Source organism: Sphingomonas sp. EU05-FHT14C10 (assembly GCF_058790595.1).
On sequence record NZ_JBYTEN010000003.1, the window covers coordinates 1 to 24,967 of the forward strand.

A 24,967-nucleotide genomic window follows, 5' to 3' on the forward strand; every position below is an offset into this window, starting at 1 on the left:
TTGCTTCACCTGCGCTGATGCGCGACAACAATGATCGGTCTCTGGTTGCCGCTGGATGAAAGCCGGGGGTCACGTCACAAGATAGCCTCTGAGCAGCATCTTGCCGCCCTTCATCTCAACCTTGCACCTGTAGGTCCTGCCGGAGGAGGCGTCATAGAGCGAGCCCCCGGTCCATTGACCGTTATCCCAGTGCAGGCCGCGAATGAAGACGATGTTCTTCAGCGATCGCCTTCGCAGGGCAGGGTCGGGATTCTTGCTGTCCTGCTTGAACGTCGTGTTGTCGGCTTCCATGATCTGGTTGCCGTAAAGAAGATGGGCCTGAAGCTCCGATCCTGATTTGTACATCTCAAGTTTTACGCTGCCGTCATATGCTGCCCATTTGCCGAGCACGGCATCCTGCGATGCCTGCTGCGCGAAAGTGGGAGTAGTGACGGCCAGACTCATCAAGGCCAGCGCGGCGAAAAGCACCGACCGGCGGGATGCCGTGGATATTTTCATGACGTTGATCCTCGTTATCTGGCCGCTCGGGCCGGTGCCTTGTGATCGAGGCGACTTTTAGAGCGAGGCGATAGCGTGCTGTTTGCCGGCACCCTGGGCGGCGTTGGAGTCAGCCTCCCATTCCTCCCAGGTGGCGAGACGCGCCGCGTAGGCCGCGCGCGCCACCGGTAATCCCTCCGTGCCGACGAAGAAGCGCAGCGGCGGAGTCTCTACGTCCACCAGCTTCAGAATGGCGGCTACGGTCGCCTGCGGATCGCCGAATTCCATCTGCGCCCCGGCCGCGAAAGCCTGCTGCCGCAGCGTGGCATAGGCATCCAAACCCGCCGAAATCTTCAGCGAGGCCTGGCTGGCGAAATCGGTCGCATAGGCGCCGGGTTCGAGCAGCGTCACCTTGATCCCGAACGGCGCGATCTCCTGCGCCAGGCTCTCATGCAGCGCTTCGAAGGCCCATTTGGAGGCATGATAGAAACCGGAGATCGGATGGGCGACGATGCCGGCGACACTCGACACGCCGAGGATATGGCCGCTTCCCTGCTCGCGCAGGTACGGCAATACCGCCTGGATCACGCGCAGCGCGCCGAAGAAATTCGTGTCGAATTCCTGCCGCACGTCGGCTTCGGCTGCTTCCTCGATCGCGCCTACAAGCGCATAACCGGCGTTGTTGATGACGATATCCAGACGGCCGAAATGTGAATGCGCAGCGGCAATGACCTGCGCGGCCTGATCAGGAACCGTCACATCCAGGGCCAGCGGCAGAACCGCCTCGCCATAATGTTCGGCAAGGGAATCGAGGCTCGCGAGATTGCGCGCTGTCGCCACGACCTTGTCGCCGCGATCGAGCGCGGCTTCCGCCCAGATACGCCCGAAACCGCGCGACGCGCCTGTAATGAACCAGATCTTGCCTGACATGGGGAACCTCCTGACAACGGCGATAAGCAACTGCCGTGGATCCCAAGATAGCGGGAAGCGATCCCTTTGACTGTTGCGGGATACGCCAATTGAGTTGCGGAACACGCCAAATCGGCGGCAGGCGGCGGGCTTGGCCTCGCGCGCTGAACTACGATCGCCTGATGAGGCGGTCGTTCTGCGCGTGCATCCATGCCGGCGCGATCATTCGCAGATCGCGGTTTTCCTGGATGAAGCGTCCCGGAGCTTCCCTGAGCGCCAGTGCGGCGATCGCGTCAGCGACGGTATTGGCAGGGATGGCACCCCAGCGTGATAACGGGCCGCGCAGCATCGGCGTCAGCGCCGCGAAAATACGCTGCCCGATCGCTTCGGCCGGGCGATGCTCGGCGCGCTCGCCCAGCAGGAAGCCGGGGCGGATCAGATCAACCCGCTCGAAGTCGAGGGCTTCGACGGCGCGCTCGATCTCGCCCTTGGTGCGCAGGTAGAAACCGGGACCGCCTGCGCCTGCGGCAGTCATCAGGATGAAGCGTTTCGCTCCCAGAGTCCTTGCGCCCTGCGCGACGGCCAGGACATAATCATGATCGACCCGGTACATCGCCGCCTGCGATCGTGCCTGACGAATGGTAGTGCCGAGGCAGGAGATCGCCACCTCCACGCCATCGGGGGCGAACCGGCGCATCTCGTTCGCCGGATCGCTGCACAGCCTGTCATAGTCGATCCCGTTCGTACCCCTGCGTGACGGAGCGGCGAGATGTACGTCACCGCGCGCCGACAATCGTCCGGCGACCATTTTGCCGATCAGTCCGGTGCCGCCGGCGAGAAAAATGCGATGGGCCATCGTCCAACCTCAATGCAACCGTTCGGCCCGTTGCTCGCGCCATTGGTTCGGCGTGAGGCCTTCCCACTCCCGGAAGGCGCGATAGAAGGAACTGGTGTCCTGATAGCCGAGCAGACAGGCAACTTCGTCGATATCGGCGGCGGGGTCGGACAGCAGCGTTCGACCGAGCTCCTGCCGGGCTTCCATCACCAGGTCGCGGAAGGTCGTCCCTTCCTCGGTGATGCGCCGCTGCAGGCTGCGCTCGCTCATGGCGAGATCATAGGCTACATCGGCCAGCTCCGGCCGGCCGCTGGCCAGGCCCCGCTTCACGATGGTCTTGACCCGATCGCGCAGCGAGCTGCGTGCCTGAAGCTCGCCGAGCGCAGAGGCAAGCGCCGGCGTCAGCATGTCGAGCAATTCCGGATTGTGGCCGGGAAAGGGCCGGTCGAGATCGGCGGAGCGCAGGACCAGCAGGTTGCGGGCCGCATTGAAGCGGATCGGGCAATCGAAATATGCTTCGTGTGCTTCCGACTTGCTGGCAGGCCGCGCGAGTTCGACGCGCAGCGGCGTCACCGGTTGCCCCGTGCCGCGCCGGCCAAGTTCGACCAGGAAGGCGAAGTCCACATCCACGGCGATATCGGGAACGGCTACCGTTGCGTGCAGCCATTCGGCGCTGATCGCGCATTCACCATCTGTCTCGACGATATGCAGCTTCTCGGGCGTGCAGAGCCGCTTGAAGCGCGCCAGCCGGAACAGGCCGTCGCGATAGTCGCGGGCATGGAAAGCCGCGAGACTCGACGGAGGATGGACGGCGGTTTCGGTGTCGGTCACCAGCCGGAAGGCTAGGCCTGGATCATCGGCCAAGGCTTCGATCGCCTTCCAGAGCGCAAAGAACTGCGCCGTGGTGACGAGGCCCTGGCCGTGCAGATGCAGGGTCGCGGGAAGCCCGGCCTGGCGCAGCACCACAGGCGGCCGCAGGCCGGTCCGCTCGATCGCGCCCCAGAAAGCTTGTGGCACCTTGCAGCGGTCGGCCGGTATTCCGCTCATCGTTCATTCCCACCGCATCTGACGGACATGGCTCGCACTTATTTCGTCTGGCTCATGATGATGCCGTCGAACGCGCGGTCGCTCAGCCACTTGCGCATGCCGAGCAGCATCTTCGCATATTTGCCGACGGCATAACGAGTCTTCGGCTTTTTGGCCTGCACCGCCTGCGAAACGGCATCAGCAACGACCGTGCCGGGGCTTCCCGTACCGTGGCCATAGGTGTTGGCGATAGAATTGGCGACTTTTTGTGCCAGACCGGCGTAAGGGCCGCCCGCTGAACGCTTCAGAAGATTGTTGGAGGCGGCATCGCCGAAGCCCGTCTCGATCACACCGGGCTCGATGATGACGACGCGGATGCCGAATTGCGCAACTTCGAGGCGCAGGCAGTCGGACCAGCCTTCGAGGGCATGTTTCGTTGCGTGATACCAGGCACCGAGCACCGAATAAATTTTGCCGCCCATCGAGGTCACATTGACGATCGTGCCGGCGCCCTTTGCCCGCATCGACGGCAGCAAAAGCTGCGTCAGCCGCGCGGCGCCGAACAGGTTCACCTCGAACTCGTAGCGGGCCTCGTCGAGCGTGATATCCTCGACGGGGCCATAGAGGCCGAAGCCTGCATTGTTGACCAGCACATCGACGCCGCCCGTCTCGGCGAGGATCGTATCCACGCCGGCCTTGATCTCATCTTCCTTCGATACGTCGAGCCGCAACGGTTGCGCGCCGAGGGCGGCGAGATCATTCATCTTCTCGACGCTGCGGGCCGCCACATAGACCTGGAAGCCGTCCTCGATGAGCTTCCTGGCGATATCCTTGCCCATGCCGGAGGAGGCTCCGGTGACAAGGGCTGTCTTCTTTCCTTTGGTGAACATCGTAAACCTCTCATGCCCTTGCCCTTAAGGCTAATATATGAGCGACGATATTTCATCCGCTTGATACGCCAAACCAGTAGCAAAGCGCGCCAACTGGACATGGTGATGGCGATCAGGGTGATGGCGCTTCCAACTTCAATTCCCGTGTCACCATCGGTTGCGGAAACGTGCCAGGGTGTCGGAAATCAGGCTATTGCCGCCGTGCCATGTGTTTCTCGGATAGCGATGAAATCGGCTTATCATTTTACCACAAGATTGGACGCTGCAGCGATGTCGCAGGTCCTGATCTTGCGACCGCGGCGCGATGTTTCTCCACGAAACGCTCTTACTCATAGAAAAATCCGATCACAGATGCGATATATATATCTTAAACCAAATGGCCTCCGGGAATCCCGGGGCGGTTCATCATCAACTTGAGCGTCACCGAGAGACAACGGGCTTCGCGAAACGGAGCGCTCCTCTTGAACAACAGTGCTCCTGCAGTAGTTTTTATGCAGTGAGCGGCGCTCTTGGGAACAGCCACTGCGATAATGAACGGCGATATTTGAGGCAAAAAGCCGCAGTCGGCTCTCGCTCTTGTCAGTCGCTTCAATAGCTCGATAACTTTGGGCGGAAGCACGGCAACGATCTACAGGCTGAACTCTGCATTGCCAGTTCGATGTTGCCAAAGGCGGCGGCTTATGCCGGAATAGCAGGGCTAACACCGCGACATGCGCTTCACCCGTGTTACAGGTCATATGGTGGACGCGCCGGCGCGGAGATCCAGCGGCATCGGGGATAGACGTGTCAAAGCGCGCGCTGTAGCAATTGTCTCATTGGGCGAGGTTGGCGTCCGTTCGACGTCCGCTGGGATCAAGGGACGAAAGGGATCGGAATGGCCGACAACAAGCCTTCTGAAGAAGTGGATGTCACCAAGGCATGGCGCGCGACGCAAGGCCAACAAGCTGCTGCAAAGCGGCTTCGCATTTTTGCCGTCGTCGCCTGGATCGTTGCGATCGGTAGCGAAATCGCCGGTGTCGTCTTCCTCCGCCAAGGCAAGTTCGATCAGGGGAATATGGCGCTCCTGATCGGCATCCTCGTCGTGATTGCCGTCTGCGCGATCGCTGGCAACCTCATGTGGAAGGCGGCCAACAAACAGGATCCGGCAAGCCGCGCTGATGCTGCGAAGTTCTTCTTCCAGAACCAGCTAGGCGCTATCATCACGGTGATCGCGTTTCTGCCGCTGCTAGTCTTGATCTTCCTCGACAAGGATATGGATCCGAAGAACAAAAAGATTGCCGGCGGCGTAGGGGTTGTGTTGGCACTGATCGCCACCGCGACGGGGATCAGCTTCAAACCGCCTTCGACCGAACAATATACCGAGGACATGAACAAGTGCGCGGCGCAGATAAAAGCGGGCGAAGCGACAACGGCGTGTTCACCGGAAGTGGCCGATCAGGCGAAAGAGATCGCCAAGGATACGGACGCGGTTACGGAAGCAACCAAGAGCGCTGCGAATCCGGCGGGCCAGGACGTAGTATATTGGATCGCACCAGAGGGCGGCGCCAAGAAGTCGTCCGACCCGCACGTGTTCCACCTGTGCGAGCGCGTGAGTCCGCTTCGTGGCAAGACCATCAATAAGGGCTCAGTCACCGAAGCTTATGCTGAAAACGCAACGCGCATCACTAAGCAGATCGCGATGGAGCAAAAGCAGTGCGGATTCGGTGGGGCTACTACTGCGCCAGCCCCGGCCCTAGGCAACACGAATTAAAGCCAGCGAGCAACGCCGCCGTGCCGCGAACACGTACCGCGGCGGTTCTCGCTAAAGCTCCACGAGCCATCACGGCATTTGGCGCTGGCACCGCTTGGGGCGCTCGGTGCGCGCACGGGGCGGCGAACGCAGTTACCGCTCTTAGCGATGTAACAGTCGGAGCCGCCGGTGATGTGGCTTTGGCTATAACGTGTTTTCCGGGCGTCTGACGTTGTTGGTACGGTTACAGCGATTAATGCCAGTGCGACAACGAACCATCGAGAATCCTTCCCTCTCACTTTCCGCCCCTTATCTCGTCGATCTTGCCCAGGATCGCAGTCCACACGACGACCTCGGCCCGATCGTTATTTTCGAGGGCGTCAGTAATCTTGAGCTGCGCTTTTTCCTCGGCGGCCTCGCCATGTGTCGAGATAAGCATATTGGCGACAGCCCAATACTCCCACGGCGCAACTGACATGACGGTCCCCGATTTTGAAGTTCATGACATTCTTCCGTCGTCGAGTTCTTAAATTCAAGCGCGGCAGCCTTCAGGCGAACCGCTACGTCGACCAACGGTCGATCTTCGGGGCGCATGGCCGCACTTTTCGAAAGCGCCCTGTCCACTAGCGGACAGGCCGCTCCCAAGTCAGATTTCGGTTCTTTCAGCCAAGAGCAGGGCATCTTCGATATCGACGCCAAGATACCTGACCGTGTTTTCAATCTTAGGTCGTGAACCCATAAACTTGCGGACGCGCTTCTTGCGCGGTTATGCTGCTGATTCTCTCAGCCAAGCCGGGAGGTTAGACTTGGCGAGGGGATCAGCTGGGGCTCTGAGAAGAGCAGATGGATTTCTCCCGTCCTCCCAGCACCAGCTTGCGCAACGCGCTCCGAGCTGATTCAGCATCGGCATGAGCCGATATGATCTGACTGACTTTGAGTGGCGCGTGATCGAGCCGCTGTTGCCCAACAAGCCGCGAGGTGTGCCGCGTGTCGATGATCGCCGCGTGCTGAACGATATCTTCTGGATGCTGCGATCCGGTTCGCCATGGCGCGACCTGCCCGAGCGCTACGGCGCGCGCACCACCTGCTATAACCGTTTCGTGCGGTGGCGGAAGGCGGGCGTGTGGGATAGAATGATGGACGCCATCACCGCCGCGCACGACGGCGACATCCAGATGATCGACAGCACTTCCGTTCGCGCCCACCAGCAGGCCGCGACGGCAAAAAAAGGGGATCGAGATCATTGTCTCGGTCGCTCCCGAGGCGGTCTCACGACCAAAATCCACGCGGTCATCGATGCGCAGGGGCTCCCGATCCGGCTCGGTCTGATGGCAGGACAGGCGCATGATGGCCAAGCCGCTGACACGCTGCTCAACCATCTCGGTCCGCGCACCATCGTGCTGGCCGACAAGGCCTACGATGCCGGCCGTATCCGTGAACTGATCGAGGGACAGGGAGCCACGCCCAACATCCCACCCAAGGGCAACCGCCGCTGGAAGCCGTGCTTCAGCAAGCGGCTCTACCGCGAGCGCAATCTGATCGAGCGCTTCTTCTCCAAGCTGAAGCACTTCCGCCGGGTCGCTACCCGCTGCGACAAGCTCGCAGCCAACTTCCTCGCCATGGTCCAGCTCGCCTCGATGCGCCTGTGGCTGCGCGCTTATGAGTCTACGACTTAGAACGGTCTCTGGCCGTGACAGCGGTGTCTGAAAAAGATTTAGCGTCGTCGATCGCTCGGGGTTCGTACGCGCTCCAGCCAATGGCCGATCCATCTGGCGATTGATCAGGGCGCGCTGTCTTCGCGAAAACGATCCATCTGGTGCATTCGCTCGTGCAGGATCGTCACGATGCCGATTGTGCCATCGGCGAACTGGCGCCAATAGATGTAATGATGCGCGTGCCGGCAGTAGAAGCCGTCCACGCCGAACTCGGCCGGCACCGCGCGCCAGGCCTGATCGCGGCGCACGATACGCTCGAAGCACCCGAAGAGCTCCCGCACATAGGTTTCCGCCTGCGTTTCGCTCCAGGTGTCGCGGGTATAGACGTAGATCTCGTCGAGGCGTTGCCCGGCGATCGCCGAGACCGTGAAGCCGGTCATGTCAGTCCCGACGGTTGCGCGAGATCACCGCATCCGCATCGAGCGGCGCATAGCTGGATTGAGGCGCGGCGAAGTCCCGGGTTAGCTCGACTTTGAGTCGGTCGAACCGCTCGGCTTCGGTTCGCTCCTTGTCGCGACGGATCAGGTCGCGGACATATTCGCTAACATTCTCATAGGCACCCTGGTCGCCAACATTGGTGGCGACGAAATCACCCAGCGCGCCGCCGATGCGGACATTGAGGGTCATGGGCTTATTCATGTGTCTCAATATAGTGGAATAATGTGGACATGCAAGCCGCTTCGAGTCGATGCAACGTCCGTGACCCTGTCCCGTAAAATGTATCCGGTTATGATGAGAGGGATCTGGCAAGATCGAAGCTGAGCGAGCTGGAGATTTTGCCGATGAAGAAGTCGAAGTTCACGGGCGAGCAGATTGCGTTCGCGCTGCGCCAGACCGAGGTAGGCACGCCTGTCGCAGAGGTGTGCCGGAAGATGGGGGTGTCAGAGGCGACCTTCTACCGGTGGAAGCAACTGTACGGCGGCCTGGGACCATCTGAGCTGCGCAAGATGCGACAGCTCGAGGAGGAGAACCAGAAGCTCAAGAAGCTGGTCGCCGATCTGTCGCTGGACAAAGCTATGCTCCAGGAGGTTCCGGCAAAAAAAGTGGCCCCTCCTGCAACCGAGGTTTCTTCAGAAGCGATAGCCGAGCTTGAGTGTGGCGCTGTGGGCGCGATTATCGCTGTTGAGCTCGCCGCTATATTCAAGGCGCAGGGTCAACCTTTCGCCGGCATAGGCATCGAGGCCTACCGCTGCGGTTCCCGACCAGTCGGGCAGTTCGATCTGCGACATGTAGCTGCCGAGGTCGATCCGGCTGTTCACGAGGCTCGCCTGGTGCGACCAGTCATTCTTGCGCTCATAGACCGCGCCGCCGCGGACGAAGGGACGCAGCATCGTCTTGCCCAGCGTGATGCGCCCGCCAATCTCGAGCGACGGCGCCACCGCCAGCGTCCAGTTGCCCGCCGGCGCGACGCGGAGCGGGAAGTCCGACCCCATCTCGGCGAATGCGTCGAGGTGGAGATAATGGCCGGTCACCGCCAGCGCGGGACGCAGATACCATCCCGCCATCGGGATCTGATAGGCGGCGCGCGCTTGCAGGGCGATGCCCTGGGTCCTGGGCGATGCCGTCGCCGGCGTGTCGCTGATCGAGAGCAGCCGGCGCGTGTCGAAATTGCCGATCGTTCCCGTCGCCGATGCGGCGAAGGTCCAGTTGCCGGTCACGCGCTTGACCAGCGCGCCGAGGCTGAACAGATCGCCGCGCAGATGCGCCTTCGCCGCGCTGCTGTTGATCGTCTCATCCTCATAGGCGCCCGATGCGCCGATGAACCAGCCTTCGCTCAGCTCGGCCTGCACGCCGATCTGATAGCGCTGGGAGTCCGCGTGGAAGCCCGCGTCATGATCGTTGCTGATCCAGCTCTGCTGGAAACGGCCCCAGACGCACGATGTCTCATAGACCGCCGTCCCGTCGCCCGCGAAATCGGGGCAGCTCATCATATTGTCGATGAAGGCGCGCTGCAGCGGCAGCCGGCTGGACATCATCGCGCCCAACGTATGTCCGCCAATCTCGTCGAGCAGCTTCTTGTAATCGGGCGCGGTCGGGGCCTTCTGGTATATGCCCTCGAAGGCCGTCCGGCTGTAGCCGGCATTGCCTGCCGCGAAGGCGGCCGACAGATGATCGGCGGTCGCCGCTTCGTTGGCAGTGAGCGATATGCCTAACTGGGACGAGGTATTGAGCTGCGGCGTCACCGTCAACACATTGCCGTTGATCGCCAGCGTAAAGCCGAACGTCGGGTTGGGAAGCAGCGAGAAACGATCGCCGGGAAACTGCACCTGACCTGCGGTCAGGCCGCTGGCGGCGTTCAATGTGCTGGCGGTCAGCGCGGTGAATTTCTCCACCTGCACGGGCGATCCGAGAATGCCGATGAAGCTGCCGCTCGACAGCGTCGCCGTTCCGTTCACCGTCAACGACGCCGGCGTGCCGCTGGCCGGCATGTTGAAGACGATCCAGCCATTGTTGTTGAGATTGCCGGTCAGCGTCGCGGATGTGTTGGCCGCATAGCCGATCACCAGCGTGCCGCCCGCCATGTTATTGAGCGCACTAGCGACGATGCGGCTCGCGGGAAGCAGGCTCGCCTCGGAATAGTTGTTGACCACATGCGACCCGCTGGTCGTCAGCAGATCGCCCGACAGATAGAAGTGATTGTCGATCGTCGCGGCGGTGCCGTTGACGGCGACCGGCGTGACACCGCCACCGATGATATAGTCATAGTTGGTGATCGTGCTCGCGCCGCCCGGATTGTCGATATAGACGGCGCCGGCCGATTGCTTGTCGGCGATGATCGAACCGCTGCTGTTGACTTCGACGCTCACTGTCGCGCCGGACGGGCCGCCGCGATTCTGCGCGAAGACGCCATAGCTTCCGGCGCCGTGCACCGTAACTTCGCCGTTGAGTGTCACGTTCACCGCAACCGGATTATAGCTGCAGTTGCTGCCGCACGTCGTCGTCGAGACCGAGAAGCCGGCTGCGCTGTTGCCGGCGAAGAAGCCGCCGCCGCTTGCGCTCTGCGCGACTATGCCATGCGCGCGCGCGCCGAGGGTCTCGATCTTGCTGCCGGCGACGGCCGAAACCGTTACGTTGCCGCCATTACCCCAATGCAGAGTCGACGACGTCGTCGCGACGGCCGTGACGTCCACGCCCGACATGCCGCCGATGAGACCGCCGCCGCCGCCGATCGACTGGGCAAGGATGCCGACGGCGCCGTCGCCCTGCGTCGTGATGCTCGCGCTGCCGCCCAGCGACACGGACACGGCATCGCCGAAGCCATACATGTTGCCGTCGCCGAACATCGCTTCGGGATTCGACTTGTCGGCCATGGTGATTGGAGAGAAGACCACGCCACCGCCGCCGCCGATCGATTGCGCCAATATGCCATAGGCATCCTTGCCGCTGGTTGCGATCGTGCCGGTCAGGTTGATATCGACCGCGCCGCCATTGCCGCCGGCCGCCACCGTGTCATTGCCCGCAGGCGAGCCGCCGATCTTGATCGTCGGCAGATGAGGCAGTAGCTCACCCCAGCTGTAGCTGCTTTCCGCCGCGCCGGCCTGACCCTCCTGCGATCCCAGCACCGTCACTTCGCCGCCGCCGCCGCCGACCGACTGGGCAAGAATGCCGATCGAGCCCGCGCCGGTGGGATTGATCCCGACCGTCGTTGCGGCTCCCGTGGCCAATACTCCTCCGGCGTTGATCGTCACCGTGCCGCCGTCGCCATGTGCGCCGCCGTCGCCGCCGATGCTGAGCGAGAATTCGCCCGACTCGCCGGAGGTGCCGACCGAGACGCCACCACGGCCGCCACCGCCGCCCACTGACTGAGCGTTGATCGCGTGCGACATGTCGCCGCTGGTCGTGATGTCCTCGCTGTTGGTGACGGTCAGGTCGCCGCCGTTGCCGCCCGATCCGCCGCCGCCGCCGACGGCGAGATTGGCGTTAACCGCCGTCGAATCGGATGCCGAATGCGAAGCGCCGCCGTCGCCGCCGCCGCCGCCGATCGACTGGGCGAAGATCGCATCGGAATAGGCGCGCTCGGTCCAGATCAGGCCGCTGTTGATGATCGTGACGTCGCCGCCGTCGCCGCCGCCGCCGCCCTTGCCGCCAAAGCCGCCGCCGAGGTTGACGGTCAGTTGGCTCACGCCCTTTTCGAGCCAGTCGACCGAATCCGGCGCCTTGCGCTCGGCCTCATAGGCTTCGGCCAGTTCCTTCAGATGGCCGAGCTGGTCCTGCGCATCGTTGACCTGCGTCTTCACGCCCCAGACATTGTTGCCCAGCGAAATCAGGTCGCCGTTCGCCCCGACCCGGCCGGCCAGATAATCGACGAGCTGGACGTTGCCGTCTGCGCCGCTGTTGCCCGCGCCCGATCCGCCCGTGCCACCGCCACCGCCGACCGATTGGGCATAGATGGCCGCCGAATTGGCGCCGCTGGTGTAGATGGTGCCGCCGTTTGTAATGGAGACGTTGCCGCCCTCGCCACCTGCGCCGCCCGCGCCGCCGACGCCGACAGTGGCGGTGAACTTGGCGCTGCTGCCGCCGCTGCCCATCGCCGACGCGCCACCGGCCCAGCCACCGCCGCCACCGACCGATTGCGCGAAGATCGCCTTGGCATTGGTGCCCGTGGTGAAAACCGTACCGTTCACATTGTCGATCGTGACGCCGCCGCCGACATTGCCGCTGCCGCCGCTGCCGCCGATCGCCAGGTTGAGATTGGCCGACAGGTCGGTGTCGTTGTTGCCGCCGGCGATGTTGATCTGCCGCGCGGAGGCGCTGCCGCCATTGCCGCCGCCGCCGCCTATCGACTGGGCGAAGATCGCGTAGGAATCATCGCCATGCGTCTCGATCAGGCCGTTATTATTGTTGAGGAGGTTGACCGCGCCCCCGACGCCCCCGGCGCCCCCGGTTCCGCCGACGCTGACATTGACCTGTGCGCCATTGGCGCGCGCCGCAATCGCCAGCGAATCCGCGTCGCCGCCATTGCCACCGCCGCCGCCGATGCTCTGGAGCAGTACGCCCCAGGCCCCCGTGCCGTTGGTGATGACGGAACCGGAATTGGTCATGCTGACCGCGCCGGCGTCGCCGCCGGTGCCGCCATGGCCGCCCACCGTCGCCGTCAGGGCAATGGAAGGCAGAGCGGGATCGTTGGCGGAAAGCAGCGCGGTCGTTGCCGTGCCGCCATTGCCGCCGCCGCCGCCGATCGACTGCGCGACAACCCCGAAAGCCCCGGCGCCGCTCGTGACGATGGTGCTGGAATTGGCGATATTGACGGCGCCGCCCTTGCCGCCGTTGCCGCCGCTGCCGCCAACCGCCGACACCGCCTGCACCAGCGTGCCCGCATTGAAACCGAAGGCGCCGCCGCCATTGCCGCCACCGCCGCCGATCGACTGCGCGACAACGCCGTAAGCCAATGAGCCCATTGTCGCGATCGCCTCGCCATTGTTGATCGTGACCGCGCCGCCGATACCGCCGTTTCCGCCCGATCCGCCGACCGCGACCGTCGCGCCGGGGCCGAGCGACTCGCTCTTGACCGCGCCGCCATTGCCGCCGCCGCCACCGATCGACTGGGCGATGATCCCGAGCGCATAGTTGCCGCTCGTGCTGATGCTGTTGCCGCCGCTCCACAGGCCGGTGCTGCTGTCCAGCGCGCCGTTGCTGACAGTCACGCTGCCGCCATTGCCGCCATTATTGCCCTTGCCGCCGATCGAGACCGTCGCGATCGTGCCTTGCGCGGTCGCCGCGCCGCCAAAGCCGCCGCCGCCGCCGATCGACTGCGCCGCCATGCCCGCCGAATAGTCGCCCAGCGTCGAGATCGTCCCCTGGACCGTGAAATTGCCGTCGGAAGTGGCCTGACGCGTGCCCAGCCCGATCAGCGTCACTGCGCCGGCCGATCCGCCGCCGGCGCCATTGCCGCCCTTGGATACGAACCATCCGCTGCCCGAGGCTCCGTCGCCGCCGCTGCCGCCGAGATTTTGCGCAAGCATGCCGGCGGAAAGCTCGCCGGTCGTGCTGATCGCGCCATGATCGTTGGTGATCACGACCGGATTGTCTTCGGACGAGACCGTGCCGCCATTGCCGCCGGTGCCGCCGCCGAATCCGCCATGCCCCGGGCCGCCCGCACCGCCATTGCCGCCTTGCGAGATTGCCTGGATGGCGGCGGTCGCTTCGTCGAAGATGACCGTCGCATTGGGGTCCGATACCGTGATGGTGTTGGAACTGCTTCCGGCCTTGATCGTCCCGCCCTGATTGATGATGTAGACCGCCCCGCCGGATGCGCCGTCGCCGCCGTCGCCGCCCGCGCTGTTCAGCGTGCTATCGGTGCCGTCGCCGCCGGTCCCGCCATTGCCGCCTATGCTGCGCGCGAGGATGCCCCAGCCCGCCGACGTTATCGAGCCCGCAACCGCAAACGGCGCCACCGCGCTGCCGATCGCGCCGCCCTGCCCGGCATTGCCGCCGGGGTTGCTTTTCTGGTTGGCGCTGAAGAATTCGGACCCATAGGCGGCGCCGCCATTGCCGCCAAAAGCCTGGATGTCGATCGCGGCGACATTAGCTTTGGTGCTGACGATCGAAGCCGCGTTGCCGAGCAGCATGTTGACCGAGCCGCCGGTGCCGCCATTGCCGCCCGCGCCGCCTTTGCCGCCGCTGCCGCCATGATTGCCGCCTTCGCCGCCCTGGCCGGCATTGGCGATCAGCGAAACCGGCGCCATCGCATTGCCGCCGTCGCCGATCGCGCCTGCCTGGATGGTGAGGTTGATCGTCCCGCCATTGCCACCCTGGCCGCCGGTTCCGCCTGGGAGGTTGCCGTCGCCGCCCAAGCCGCCCTGTCCGCCAGTGCCCCCGAAGCCATGGATGGTGATCGTCGATTGGCCGCTCTCGCCGGTGTAGTCCCCGTCGAGAGTGATGGGATTGAAACTCGGCGCATTGCCCGGGTCGCCCGGCCCAGCATGATGCTCGATCGAGCCTTCGGGACCGGGGTTGCCGTCATTACCGCGGCAGACGATCAGATAATTCTGGCCGGAGGTCGACGGGCTGGTGGTACAGCTTTGCGACTGGGCGACAAGCGGGGTGGGCGCAGCGGCCATACCCGTCAGCACCAGCGCCGGAATCGCGCTCGACGCGAGCATCGAGGTCTTTCGGACGGTGCGTCCCGGAAGGCCGAACGACATGTTCTGAAATGCCATCTGCTGCAACTTGCTCATTCTGCCCCCGATCCCGATCCGAGTGATAGACAAATTGCGTTGCCTTCCACCCTGAATTGGCCCTCAATAATGCTGGCGCGCATTCGCGCTGCCCGCTTGCCTGCGGCTGACTGGAGTGGCGTTGGATGAACGCGCTCCCGGCATAAGGCGACGCTCTGACGCCTGTCGTCCGCGTCTGTGTTCCCTGCGCTCGGCGTCGCCCATTTGGGTCGGCAGGGCGCTGGCGCTTGCGGGCGGCATTTATCGGGTGGAGCGCCGCTTGTCTGATCGTCCTATTCAAATGTCATGCGCGTATTTTGCATTTATTTTGCAGTTGTCTAAAAGCTGTTATGAATTGACGGCAAGCGGTTAGTCATTCGTCCTTGTGGCCATGCTCTCGAGACGGCGGGCCGCGGCGGCAGCGCGGGAATGGAGACCGGAAGATTCGGAGAAAATCGTACAATTTACTCAATGAGATGGACGGCGATATTCGCCGAACGTCTCCCGACACCAAATTTGAAGTCGATCACTTCCACGAAGGCGTGGAATGCAACCTGGTGATGCGCGGAACCGGCCGGCTGATCATCGGCGACGAGACATTCTCTCTCAGGCCGGGAACGCTCATCTGGATTCCAGCCGGTCAGAGCCATCGCCTTTTGCGTTCGGCGTTGCTGGAGATGTGGGTGATCTGGGCTTCGCCCAAATTGCTGCCGCCGCATCTGGCAGAGACTGTGGACCGGTTGCCGGTGCGGATGCTGCCTGGTGAAGAACTGGTCGAACTGGACCGGCTTCTTGTCCAGGTGGCGCAGGATTCAGACGATCCCGCAGCCTATAGCGCGGGGATACGCTACGCACTGATCCGCGCCTTGCGCGCCAGCGCCGACTCCGCGCCTTCGCACAGCCGACCGATGCACGCTGCAGTTTCGCGCGCGTTGCTCATCCTGCGCGAGACCGACGCCTCCATCTCTCTCCCGGAACTGGCGAGCGCTGCCGGCGTCGGCGCGCCTTATCTCAGCCGGTTGCTCGTCGTATATACCGGTTGGGGCTTCCTCGAGTGGCGCAACCGCATCCGCCTGCAACGCTTCCTGACGAGCTATCGCCCCGGCGACAATTTTCTGCGAGCGGCGATAGATGCGGGCTTCGGCAGCTATTCGCGTTTCCGTATCGCTTTCCAGCAGATCATGAACTGCACGCCAAGCGAATGGCTCAGGAAAGGCGGCGATGACCGCAGCATGGCAATGGTCGTGCCTGACACGACTTCGGTCAGCACGCGGCTCCGCTGGGTCCGCCTCGTTCCGTTCGTAAGCGCGGACATTCCGCTGGCGTTGGGCGACCAGTTTATGGAGCGCTTTCTGGCCGTTCGGCCAAGCGCGACATCGGAAGCGCCGGCATCTGTCGACCGCCTGGTCGGCAAGCTCACCATAGCAGAACGGCAGCATTTCATTTCCCGCCTGCTTCCCGACTTGCCAGTCGAGGCGGGAGAATTTCACAGTCTTCTCGGAAAGCACGATTTTTTGCGCACATATGCTTGGGTCATCGGCTCGGCAGGTCTGTCCGCAGATCGCTTATCTCATGCGATCGGGTCGACGCTGCTGCTTCTATGGACCGCAGCGCACCAAGCAGGCGATCCATCGGAGCGGGTCGCGCAGGCTGTGGCGGCACAGGCCGGCGGCGCAATGCGGTCGCGCTTCAAGCTGTTGCAACCCGACCTCACGCGAGCCATTCATAACGCTCTGATCTGCCATTTCGTCGTCATTTATCACGCACTCCAGGCTGCTCGTGCGAGCGGCGAGATTGCGCGGCGGCAATTGAGCAGCCAGGTCGTCGATACTGCGCGACGCATGTTCGGCGCCGATCTTATGAGCCTGTTCCTATCGCCCGACGGTTTCGGACGACATCACGGCAGGGGCGCCCCCTGACACAGGCGGCGGCAGCCAAATTGGCGCCATTCGGCCGCCAGCTCACCTAGGCGTTTGGTCTCGGCGACTGGTGGATCGGCTCGATGATGAATCGTTCTGGTTCTGAAGTTCAGATTTTGCCGATGTATTCTTAGCGTGTCGCGACCCGCCGCCAATCCGCTGCCTCCGCCCCAGAGAGGCAAGCACATGCAGTCCTGACAGAATGGCGGTTTTCAAAAGATCCAGTAGAGTTGTGGAACGGCCGAAATTACGGCGCGAAGCCCCCTAGAGGATAATTTGTACGTTCAGCAAAGTGAGCGCTGGGACGAGCCCCGCAAGCTGGAGCAGTTCCAAGACCGGGCAGGCCGGATCGAGCTTGCCGGTCGCCCGGTCATAGATGGCGACGCATTCGGCATTGGTGATCCGGGACATATAGACGATCCCGTCGAAATCGGTCGCGTCATAGAGTTGCTGGCTGAACTTGCGTCCGGCCTGTTGTGCCCTGCCGCGAACGGCATCGGTCGGCACACCAAGCCGGCTCGCCCCGCTGGTGCGAAGATCGAGCAGCTTGAGCGGCTTGAGTGCGACCATGCTGGCTATCACCAACTCATCAAGATCGGCTTCGAGCAGCACGCGCGCTTGTTTGCCCTGAAAGCGATCGCGAATGACCTTCTCGGCAAGCGCTGTGGGCAGATCCTGTGCGGCATAGAGCACGGTGAAGGCGTTGGTCGGACTGGAGAAGCGCGTCTTCCCATGACCCATGCCCATCGGCGTGGCGCGATGGCGCGCTTCCAAGATCCCCAGATAGCTGGACACGTCGATGCCGACGACCAGCTCCCGCAATATCGCCGCGTTGAAGGTCACGGATGCTCGAAGACAGTCCGGGCCGCGTCCACGACCTCATTCTTGCGATCCTGCTTGAGCAAGTCGATCGGCCGCTTGCTGCCGAGCAGCGGACTTTGCTGGACCAGCCACAGCCAGGCACGGCGCGGATTGCCGACGATCTCGAGCACGTCGGCGATGCCCTCGACAGGCCGGCCGTCGACGAACTGTTCGAGCGGAAAGGCGTGCTTGCGCGCGCCTGCGAGCAACGCCACGACCTGTCCACGCTTCTGCCAATCATGGAGCGTCGAGCGGGCGATGCCCTGATCGCTGAGCATGCTCGATCCGGCGACCGGCCCCGCCCAATCTTCGAGCGGAACCTTGGTCGCATAAGCGGACAGCCGACGCCGGCCTTCCTCAATGTCGATCAGCTCGCCGAAACCGCTACCCTTGCCGACCTCAATCTCAGTCGGCTCGGGAATCTCGATTCGGGCGGGCACATCCTCCCGGGCCAGGGCGGCGATCATGTCGGCGACGTCGGCGCTCTTGCTCTTCAGCCGTTTCTGCTGCGCTGGGGGTAGCGCGACCACGACGGCGGCGACGGCGGCGACGATCTGCGCCGTGTTGGCGGCCGCGGACTTGGCGAGGCCAGGCTGGCGAGTGAGCGCTTCATTCACTTCGCTCGCCACCAATCGGCGGACATCAGCGCTGGTATCGGCACTGTGCAACTGAGTCGCCGTGTTCATCGCTCCTTCCCGAGTGGATATAGCAACGAACATCCATTTTGTCCAGAATGTCCGATATGTCCGATATGTCCGACTCTAACCCAGCGGTCCCATATCGGGAGGGAAGAGCAGCCGCTGCCCTGATACTCCTGTCTCATCGCGCTCGGCGCGGATGTCGAATCCGCCAAGGCTGCCGCCGCGCCTGTGCGTAGTCGTTCACAAATCCTTGATTTCTGCCGTTTTCGGAGCCACTTTGGAGCGGTCGGTGTTCGCACCTGTTCGCGGGCGTCCACATCTCGACATGGTAAGACGCATGGTATCGCGCGGCGCAAACATGGACGAATGGTCAAGTCGAGGGGATGACCGCACTATCGAGGAGCCGGTGGGATGCCCCGTAGGGAAGCGGGCCGGTGCCGGTCTCAAACGGGCTCCAAGCCCCCCTTACTGAATCGTCGCGGCAATTAATCTACTTATTGCATAGAAAACAAAAGCTAGTTTGCCGAGCGTAAGGGCACGTGTTCCCCTGCGGGAATAGGCGCTGCGGGAGGCATGCATGGCTGAGCTGGTGGGTATTGACGGAGCGGCGCGCAGTCCGCTCAATTTTCTGTGGTTCATACCTTCGGGCGGCGACAGCCGTCGACTGGGCTGGCCCGAGGGCGAGCGCGCGCCAACACCCGATTATCTGCGTCTGGTCGCGGTTGCCGCCGATCGGCTCGGCTATTATGGCGTCCTCATGCCGACAGGCGCGATGTGCGCCGACGCCTGGATCACCGCTGCGTCGATCGCGCCTTTTACCGAGCGGCTAAAGCTGCTCGTCGCGCTGCGCCCCGGCCTCACCGCGCCTGCCGAGGCGGTCAGGCAGGCGGCGGCGCTCGATCGGCTGTCCAACGGCCGCGCGTTGCTCAACGTCGTGACCGGCGGCAGCCCCGCAGCGCTGGCGCAGGACGGCATCTTTCTCGATCATGGTGCGCGCTATCGTCAGACCGCCGAGTTCCTTGACATCTGGCGCAAGCTCGCGCGCGGCGAGACGGTGACGCAGGACGGCGAATATTTGTCGATCAAGGGCGGGCGGCTCATCTTCCCCTTCGTGCAGGAGCCGCATGCGCCGATCTGGTTCGGCGGCTCGTCGGAAATCGCGCGCGAGATCGCGGCGGAGCATGTCGATGTCTATCTCGCCTGGGGCGAGCCGCCGTCGCAGCTCAAGGAAATCATCGACGATGTCCGCGCGCGCGCCGCGCGGCGCGGACGAACGATCCGTTTCGGGCTGCGCATCCATTTCATTGTGCGCGAAACGGCGGACGAGGCCTGGGCGGCGGCGAACGACCTGATCTCGCACGTCACCGACGATCAGATCGCGCAGTTCCAGACGATACTCAGCAAGAGCACGGATTCGGTCGGGCAGGCGCGGATGCAGGCGCTCCACAAGGGCAGCCGCGACAATCTCGAGATCGCGCCCAACCTCTGGGCGGGGATCGGGCTGATCCGCACCGGCGCGGGCACCGCGCTGGTGGGAGATCCCGACACGATCGCCGAACGGCTACAGGAATATGCCGATATCGGCGTCGATACGATCATCGGATCGGGCTATCCGCATCTGGAGGAAGCCTACCGCGTCGCCGAGCTGCTTTTCCCCAGGCTCAATCTGCCGCATCGCCGGCAGGAGACGCTGCCGCCGCTACGCCCATTCTTCCCGCCGCGTGAGGACAAGCCGGCTGCGACGGTCACCGGTCGCTTCACCTGAGGGCGAGCGACGGATCGACCATCCAGATGCTGTCCTACAAGGGCGGCTCTATGTTAGAGGGAGGCAGGCGCCAGTCGCCCCGCTCTTTGATATTGCTTCTGCTCGGAAGTTGAGAAGACCACTCCAGCCTCTCAACTTTGTCAACTTCTGAAGGCGGGAGTCGCACTTTTCCGCCATTCCCTACAGCGACCAGCGTGACGATGCCCTAGCGGCCGAGCAGGCGATCGAGGATCTGGCCTTCGATCACTGCCAGCGCGGGATCGCCGTGGCGGCGCGGGCGCGGCACGGCGATCGGCACGTCGAGCGCGATGCGCCCTGCCTCCAGCAGGATGACGCGATCGGCGAGCGCGACGGCCTCGGCCACATCGTGCGTGACGAGCAGGCTGGTGAAGCCCTCGGCCGCCCAGACGCGCTCGACCAGTCCCTGCATCTCGATCCGCGTCAGCGCGTCGAGTGCGCCCAGCGGTTCGTCCAGCGCCAGCAGGCTCGGCCGGCTGATCAATGCACGCGCCAGCGCCACGCGCTGGCGCTGGCCGCCGGACAGCGCGGCGGGCCAGTCGCCGGCCTTGTCGGCCAGCCCGACCTCGGCCAGCCGTTCGGCGACCAGCGTGTCGCGGTCGTCGGCGGCTACCCCCCCGGGCACGCCGACCGCGACATTGTCGCGCACTGTCGCCCAGGGCAGCAGGCGCGGCTCCTGGAAGACGAGGCGCGCGGCGGCGCGATCGACCTCGATCGACCCGCCGGCGAGCGGAACGAGATCGAGGATCGCGCGCAACAAGGTGCTCTTGCCGCAGCCCGATCGCCCGACGATCGCCACGAATTCGCCGGGGGCAATCGAAAGGTTCAGGCGATCGAGCACCTGATTCTGGCCGAAGGCGACGGACAGGTCGCGAATGTGGATCGCGCTGCCGGTGCGGGCACCGCGCTCGGCCCCGACGAGGCGCAAGGCAAGTCGGCTCATCGGTCAGGCCTTTGCATATGCGGGATTCCAGCGCAGCAGGCGCCGTTCGAGAAGGCGGGTGACGCTGTCGGCGAGCTTGCCGAGTGCGGCATAGACGAAGATCGCCAGCACGATGATGTCGGTCTGGCTGAACTCGCGGGCCTGCGTCGCCATGTAGCCGATGCCCGAATTGGCCGCGATCGTCTCGGCGACGATCAGCGTCAGCCACATCAGCCCCAGCCCGAAGCGCAGCCCGACGAGGATCGACGGCAGCGCGCCGGGGAAGATGATGCGGCGGAACAGCGTCCAGCGGTTCATCCCGTAGATGCGCCCCATCTCGATCAATTGCGGATCGACCGAGACGACGCCGTGATAGGTGTTGAGATAGACGGGGAAGAAGATGCCCCATGCGACGAGCAAGATCTTCGCCTGTTCGTCGATCCCGAACCACAGGATGACCAGCGGCAGCAGCGCGAGGTGCGGGATGGTGCGCACCATCTGCAGCGTCGGATCGAGCAGGCGGCGCGCAAAGGGCGAGACGCCGCAGAGCAGGCCGAGCGCGAAGCTGATCACGCCGCCGGCGACAAGCCCGGTCAGCGCCCGCGCCGCGCTGACCGCCAGATGATGCGGCAGCGTGCCGTCTGCGATCAGTTCGCCCGCCGCGACGATCACGGCTGTCGGCGCGGGCAGGATCTGCGACGGCAGCCATCCCGTCGAGGAAGCGGCCTGCCAGACGAGCAGCAACGCGACCGGCACGATCGCCGGCACCAGCGCGCTGTCGCGCAGCCGTTCTGCGGTCAGGCTCATGATGTCGGCGTCCAGCCGCTCCACGCGGCCTTGGCGGCGTCGACCTTCGTCGGGATCACGCCCGCGTCGAACAGATAGTCCGAAACCTTCTGCTGGTTGGCGACGACATCGGGCGTGACGGGATCGACGCGGAACAGGAAATCCTTGTAGCGCGCGAGCATGCCGTTCAGCACCTCGACGGGAAGGCGTGTCGATTTGGCGACCTCGTCGCGATAATAATCGCGATGGGCATTGCCCCACTCCGCCTCGGCGCGCAGCTCGTCGAGCACGGCGCGGAGCACGTCGGTGCGGTCGCGGGTGAAATGGCCCGATGCGACATAATAGGCGACGGTGCGGATATCCGATCCGGTCGGCAGCGGCACGGCGCGTGCGCCGCCACGTATCTGCGCCAGCGTGTAGAAGGGATCCCAGATCAGCCAGCCGTCGACCGATCCGTTGGCCAGCGCGGTCTGCGCGTCGCCGGGCGACAGGTTGGCGGGCTGGATGTCGCTGAGCTTGAGCCCGACCTGCTTGAGCGAGATGGCCAGCGCGAATTCCGCAGCCGATCCCTTGGTGTAGGCGATCTTCCTGCCCTTCAGTTCGGCAATCGAAGTGACCTTCGACTTGGGCGGCACGAGCAGTCCGCTGCCGACGAGCCCCGGAAAGCTCTGCGTCGCGACATAATAGAGGTCGGTATTTGCCACCTGCGCGTAGACGACGGGCGTGTCGCCAACGAGGCCGATATCGACCGCGCCGGCACGGATCGCCTCGATCAGCGGCGGCCCCGATGGGAATTCGACCCATTTGACCGGGCCGATCCCGCGCGCGGCGAGCCGCTTCTCGAACTCGCCGCGCTGCTGGGCGAGGAAGGGGACGCCATTCTTCTGCGTGGCGAAGACTACACCCTTGTCCTTTGCATCCTTGCCGCCCTTCGCGCCGCAGGCGGCAAGCGCCAGCGACGCGCCGAGCGCGGCGATCGTTTCGCGGCGGCTGATCATTCCGCCGCCTCGAGGATCGGCTGCGCCTCGGGGAGGATTGCGCGGCTCGGGCGGCCATCGATGCCGACGGGCACGTCGCCGGCCAGGGTCACGCGGCGCACGACCCGGTGCTGCCCCGCATAGTCGTCGATCGCATAATGCTGGGTGGCGCGGTTGTCCCAGATCGCCACGTCGCCTTCCTGCCAGCGCCAGCGGACGGTATTTTCAAGCCGCGTGACATGCGCCTGCAGGAGATCGAACAGCGCGCGCGATTCATGCGGGGCGACGCCGACGAAGCGTTTGACGAAGCCGCCGAGCAGCAGGTTGCGCTCGCCGCTTTCGGGGTGGACGCGGACCACCGGATGCTCGGTCTCATAGACCGTTGAGGCGAAGATCGCCTTGAAGATGCGCTGCTGCTCCTCGGTCGCATTGGGCCGGGCTGCAGCATAGTCGTAATCGTTGGTGTGGATCGCGCGCAGCCCGTCGGCGATCTGGCGCAGAGTATCAGGCAGATCATCATAGGCTGCGGCGGTATTCGCCCAGACCGTGTCGCCGCCCGCCGGCGGAATCTTCACCGCGCGGAGGATCGACGCGAAGGGATAGGCCGGCACGAAGGTGATGTCGGTATGCCAGTGATTGGCGCGCGCGCCGTGATGCGAGTCCAGCTCGAACAGGAAATTGCCGCGCGACGGCACGGTCGGATGCTCGAAAGGCTCGCCGAAGACCTGGCCAAACGCTTCCTGCCCGGCATCGTCCAAATGGGTCTGGCCGCGAAAGAAAAGCACCTTGTGGCGGACGAGCGCGGCGCGGATCGCCCGCAATATGCCGCGATCGAGATCGGCGTCGAGCGGCAGCCCGCGCACTTCGGCGCCGATCCGCCCCGCGACGGGGACGATATCGAGCGGGGATGCGGGATCGGCTTGGTTGAGGAAATTGGCCTCGCTGGTCATGGGCGTTCTCCTGCTTTGGGGGGATGGGCCGGGCGCGTCATTCGGCGGCCTCGGCAAGCTGCTGCGCTGGTCGGTGGGATGCGGGGAGCGGCAGGCCGAGATGGCCGCGCAACGTGCCCGCTTCATAATCTTCGCGATAAAGGCCGCGCCGCTGCAGTTCGGGCACGACGAGCCGGGCGAAGGCGTCGAGGCCGTGGGGCAACGTAGGCGCGAGGATGTTGAAGCCGTCAGCCGCGCCCGCGACAAACCATTGTTCGAGCAGATCGGCGATCTGGACGGGATTGCCGATCACCGTCTTGTGCCCGCGCGCGGTGACAACGCGCGCGATCAGCTGGCGGATGGTCAGCCCCTCTGCGCGCGCGGTATCGACGAAAAGACGCTGGCGGCTCTGCCATCCCTCGGTCGATTGTGGCTCGGGCAAGGGACCGTCGAGCGGATGGGCCGACAGGTCGACGCCCATCAGGCCGGACACCAGCCCGATGCCGATGCGCGGATCGACAAGCGCCTGAAGCTCGTCGTGCAGTTGCTGCGCCTCGGCTTCGGTTTCGGCGACGAAGGGCATGATACCGGGCATGACGAGGATATCGTCGCGCGACCGGCCACTGGCCTCGGCCGCATCCTTCAGCCGGTTCGCGAAGGCGACGGCGTCTTCGAGCGACTGCTGTGCGGTAAAAACCAGCTCTGCAGTAGCAGCCGCAAGCGCGATCCCGTCGTCCGACGAGCCGGCCTGGACGATCACCGGATGCCCTTGCGGCGATCCGCCGATCTGGAGCGGTCCGGCGACCTTGAAGCGCTCGCCTTCGTGGTCGACCGCGTGAACCTTCGCCGGATCGTGGAAGCGGCGACCGGAACGGTCGAAAAGCAGCGCGTCAGGTTCCCAGCTCGACCACAGTGCCTTCACCACCGCGACATATTCGGCGGCGCGCGCGTAGCGATCGGCATGGGCAAGCTGATGGTCGAGCCCGAAATTGCGTGCCTCGGCGTCGGAGCCCGAGGTAACGCAGTTCCACCCCGCGCGTCCGCCGCTGATATGGTCGATCGTCGCGAACTTGCGAGCGAGATGGTAGGGCGGCAGGTAAGTCGCCGAGACGGTGGCGACGAGGCCGATCCGTTCGGTCGCAGGCGCGATCGCGGCAAGCAGCGCCAGCGGATCAAGATAATAGACCGGCGCTGCCAGCCCCGCCGTTTCGGGCGGTCCGCCGAACATCGCGACATTATCGGCGAAGAAGATCGCGTCGAACTTCGCGGCCTCGGCGGTCTGCGCGAGGCGGATATAGTGGTTGAGATCAACCAGATCGCGTGGCTCGACCGAGGGGTGAAGCCATGCCGAAACATGATGCCCCACGCCCATGAGGAATGCGCCGAGGCGGATCTGGCGGGCACCGGCCAT

Annotated in this window: 21 protein-coding genes and 2 pseudogenes; 5 read left to right on the forward strand and 18 right to left on the reverse strand. The window is 64.1% G+C overall.

Going from position 1 to position 24,967, the window contains the following annotated elements:
* Positions 1–69: 69 nt before the first annotated feature.
* Genes AC3WT0_RS04715 through AC3WT0_RS04735 form a run of 5 tightly spaced genes read right to left on the reverse strand, consistent with a single transcriptional unit; the run spans position 70 to position 4,137 of the window.
* Positions 70–498, reverse strand: a complete 429-nt coding sequence (locus AC3WT0_RS04715; protein ID WP_492751866.1) for a DUF2147 domain-containing protein — start codon at positions 496–498, stop codon at positions 70–72.
* Positions 499–555: 57 nt separating this feature from the next.
* On the reverse strand, positions 556–1,512 hold the full coding sequence (locus tag AC3WT0_RS04720; protein WP_492751868.1) for an SDR family NAD(P)-dependent oxidoreductase: 957 nt from the start codon (positions 1,510–1,512) through the stop codon (positions 556–558).
* 43 nt (positions 1,513–1,555) lie between these two features.
* Positions 1,556–2,242: an NAD-dependent epimerase/dehydratase family protein gene (locus AC3WT0_RS04725; protein ID WP_492751870.1), complete on the reverse strand. Its 687-nt coding sequence runs from the start codon at positions 2,240–2,242 to the stop codon at positions 1,556–1,558.
* A 9-nt stretch (positions 2,243–2,251) separates the two neighbouring features.
* Positions 2,252–3,268 (reverse strand): AraC family transcriptional regulator, encoded by a 1,017-nt coding sequence (locus AC3WT0_RS04730; protein ID WP_492751871.1) that lies wholly within the window; start codon positions 3,266–3,268, stop codon positions 2,252–2,254.
* 38 nt (positions 3,269–3,306) lie between these two features.
* A complete protein-coding gene (locus AC3WT0_RS04735) occupies positions 3,307–4,137 on the reverse strand; it encodes an oxidoreductase (RefSeq protein WP_492751873.1) in 831 nt (276 codons plus the stop codon).
* Positions 4,138–5,011: 874 nt separating this feature from the next.
* Between AC3WT0_RS04735 and AC3WT0_RS04740 the strand changes: the two genes are divergently transcribed.
* Positions 5,012–5,887, forward strand: a complete 876-nt coding sequence (locus tag AC3WT0_RS04740) for a hypothetical protein (protein ID WP_492751875.1) — start codon at positions 5,012–5,014, stop codon at positions 5,885–5,887.
* Here the strand turns inward: AC3WT0_RS04740 and AC3WT0_RS04745 are convergent.
* The 3 genes and pseudogenes from AC3WT0_RS04745 to AC3WT0_RS04755 all read right to left on the reverse strand — a co-directional run.
* A complete protein-coding gene (locus AC3WT0_RS04745; RefSeq protein ID WP_492751877.1) occupies positions 5,884–6,210 on the reverse strand; it encodes a DUF3761 domain-containing protein in 327 nt (108 codons plus the stop codon). The two genes, AC3WT0_RS04740 and AC3WT0_RS04745, sit on opposite strands and share 4 nt — an antisense overlap.
* Positions 6,162–6,344, reverse strand: coding sequence for a hypothetical protein (locus AC3WT0_RS04750; RefSeq protein WP_492751879.1), 183 nt, complete (start codon positions 6,342–6,344; stop codon positions 6,162–6,164). The genes AC3WT0_RS04745 and AC3WT0_RS04750 overlap by 49 nt, the downstream gene beginning before the upstream one ends.
* Before the next feature lie 168 nt (positions 6,345–6,512).
* A pseudogene (locus tag AC3WT0_RS04755) lies at positions 6,513–6,590 on the reverse strand (integrase); the annotation flags it as partial.
* 184 nt (positions 6,591–6,774) lie between these two features.
* Here AC3WT0_RS04755 and AC3WT0_RS04760 point away from each other — a divergent pair.
* Positions 6,775–7,542, forward strand: coding sequence for an IS5 family transposase (locus tag AC3WT0_RS04760; RefSeq protein ID WP_492751880.1), 768 nt, complete (start codon positions 6,775–6,777; stop codon positions 7,540–7,542).
* A 104-nt stretch (positions 7,543–7,646) separates the two neighbouring features.
* Here AC3WT0_RS04760 and AC3WT0_RS04765 read toward each other — a convergent pair whose 3' ends face one another.
* Positions 7,647–7,961, reverse strand: a complete 315-nt coding sequence (locus AC3WT0_RS04765) for a type II toxin-antitoxin system RelE/ParE family toxin (RefSeq protein ID WP_492751882.1) — start codon at positions 7,959–7,961, stop codon at positions 7,647–7,649.
* A gap of 1 nt (position 7,962) precedes the next feature.
* Positions 7,963–8,208: a ribbon-helix-helix domain-containing protein gene (locus AC3WT0_RS04770; protein ID WP_492751884.1), complete on the reverse strand. Its 246-nt coding sequence runs from the start codon at positions 8,206–8,208 to the stop codon at positions 7,963–7,965.
* Positions 8,209–8,363: 155 nt separating this feature from the next.
* Between AC3WT0_RS04770 and AC3WT0_RS04775 the strand changes: the two are divergent.
* Positions 8,364–8,639: pseudogene (locus tag AC3WT0_RS04775) on the forward strand (transposase); the annotation flags it as partial.
* A 12-nt stretch (positions 8,640–8,651) separates the two neighbouring features.
* On the opposite strand, the gene AC3WT0_RS04780 reads toward AC3WT0_RS04775, so the two are convergent.
* Positions 8,652–14,759 carry a hypothetical protein gene (locus AC3WT0_RS04780; protein WP_492751886.1) on the reverse strand — a complete coding sequence of 2,036 codons (6,108 nt, stop codon included), beginning with the start codon at positions 14,757–14,759 and terminating at the stop codon, positions 8,652–8,654.
* A 455-nt stretch (positions 14,760–15,214) separates the two neighbouring features.
* Between AC3WT0_RS04780 and AC3WT0_RS04785 the strand changes: the two genes are divergently transcribed.
* Positions 15,215–16,657 (forward strand): helix-turn-helix domain-containing protein, encoded by a 1,443-nt coding sequence (locus AC3WT0_RS04785; protein ID WP_492751888.1) that lies wholly within the window; start codon positions 15,215–15,217, stop codon positions 16,655–16,657.
* A 264-nt stretch (positions 16,658–16,921) separates the two neighbouring features.
* Here AC3WT0_RS04785 and AC3WT0_RS04790 read toward each other — a convergent pair whose 3' ends face one another.
* Complete coding sequence (locus AC3WT0_RS04790; protein WP_492751890.1) at positions 16,922–17,500, reverse strand: RES family NAD+ phosphorylase; 579 nt, start codon at positions 17,498–17,500, stop codon at positions 16,922–16,924.
* Positions 17,497–18,204 (reverse strand): antitoxin Xre/MbcA/ParS-like domain-containing protein, encoded by a 708-nt coding sequence (locus AC3WT0_RS04795; RefSeq protein ID WP_492751892.1) that lies wholly within the window; start codon positions 18,202–18,204, stop codon positions 17,497–17,499. The genes AC3WT0_RS04790 and AC3WT0_RS04795 overlap by 4 nt, the downstream gene beginning before the upstream one ends.
* Positions 18,205–18,736: 532 nt before the next feature.
* Here AC3WT0_RS04795 and ssuD point away from each other — a divergent pair.
* Positions 18,737–19,924, forward strand: coding sequence for an FMNH2-dependent alkanesulfonate monooxygenase (ssuD, locus tag AC3WT0_RS04800; protein WP_492751894.1), 1,188 nt, complete (start codon positions 18,737–18,739; stop codon positions 19,922–19,924).
* 205 nt (positions 19,925–20,129) lie between these two features.
* On the opposite strand, the gene AC3WT0_RS04805 is transcribed toward ssuD, so the two are convergent.
* From AC3WT0_RS04805 to AC3WT0_RS04825, 5 genes are read right to left on the reverse strand one after another with little or no spacing between them, the layout of a single operon-like run.
* Positions 20,130–20,885, reverse strand: coding sequence for an ABC transporter ATP-binding protein (locus tag AC3WT0_RS04805; protein ID WP_492751896.1), 756 nt, complete (start codon positions 20,883–20,885; stop codon positions 20,130–20,132).
* A gap of 3 nt (positions 20,886–20,888) precedes the next feature.
* On the reverse strand, positions 20,889–21,671 hold the full coding sequence (locus AC3WT0_RS04810) for an ABC transporter permease subunit (RefSeq protein WP_492751898.1): 783 nt from the start codon (positions 21,669–21,671) through the stop codon (positions 20,889–20,891).
* Complete coding sequence (locus AC3WT0_RS04815) at positions 21,668–22,648, reverse strand: aliphatic sulfonate ABC transporter substrate-binding protein (protein WP_492751899.1); 981 nt, start codon at positions 22,646–22,648, stop codon at positions 21,668–21,670. Before AC3WT0_RS04815 ends, AC3WT0_RS04810 begins: the two co-directional genes overlap by 4 nt.
* Entirely contained in the window at positions 22,645–23,577 is a 933-nt protein-coding gene (locus tag AC3WT0_RS04820) for a TauD/TfdA dioxygenase family protein (protein WP_492751901.1), read from the reverse strand. The genes AC3WT0_RS04815 and AC3WT0_RS04820 overlap by 4 nt, the downstream gene beginning before the upstream one ends.
* A gap of 37 nt (positions 23,578–23,614) precedes the next feature.
* Positions 23,615–24,967, reverse strand: coding sequence for an LLM class flavin-dependent oxidoreductase (locus AC3WT0_RS04825; protein WP_492751903.1), 1,353 nt, complete (start codon positions 24,965–24,967; stop codon positions 23,615–23,617).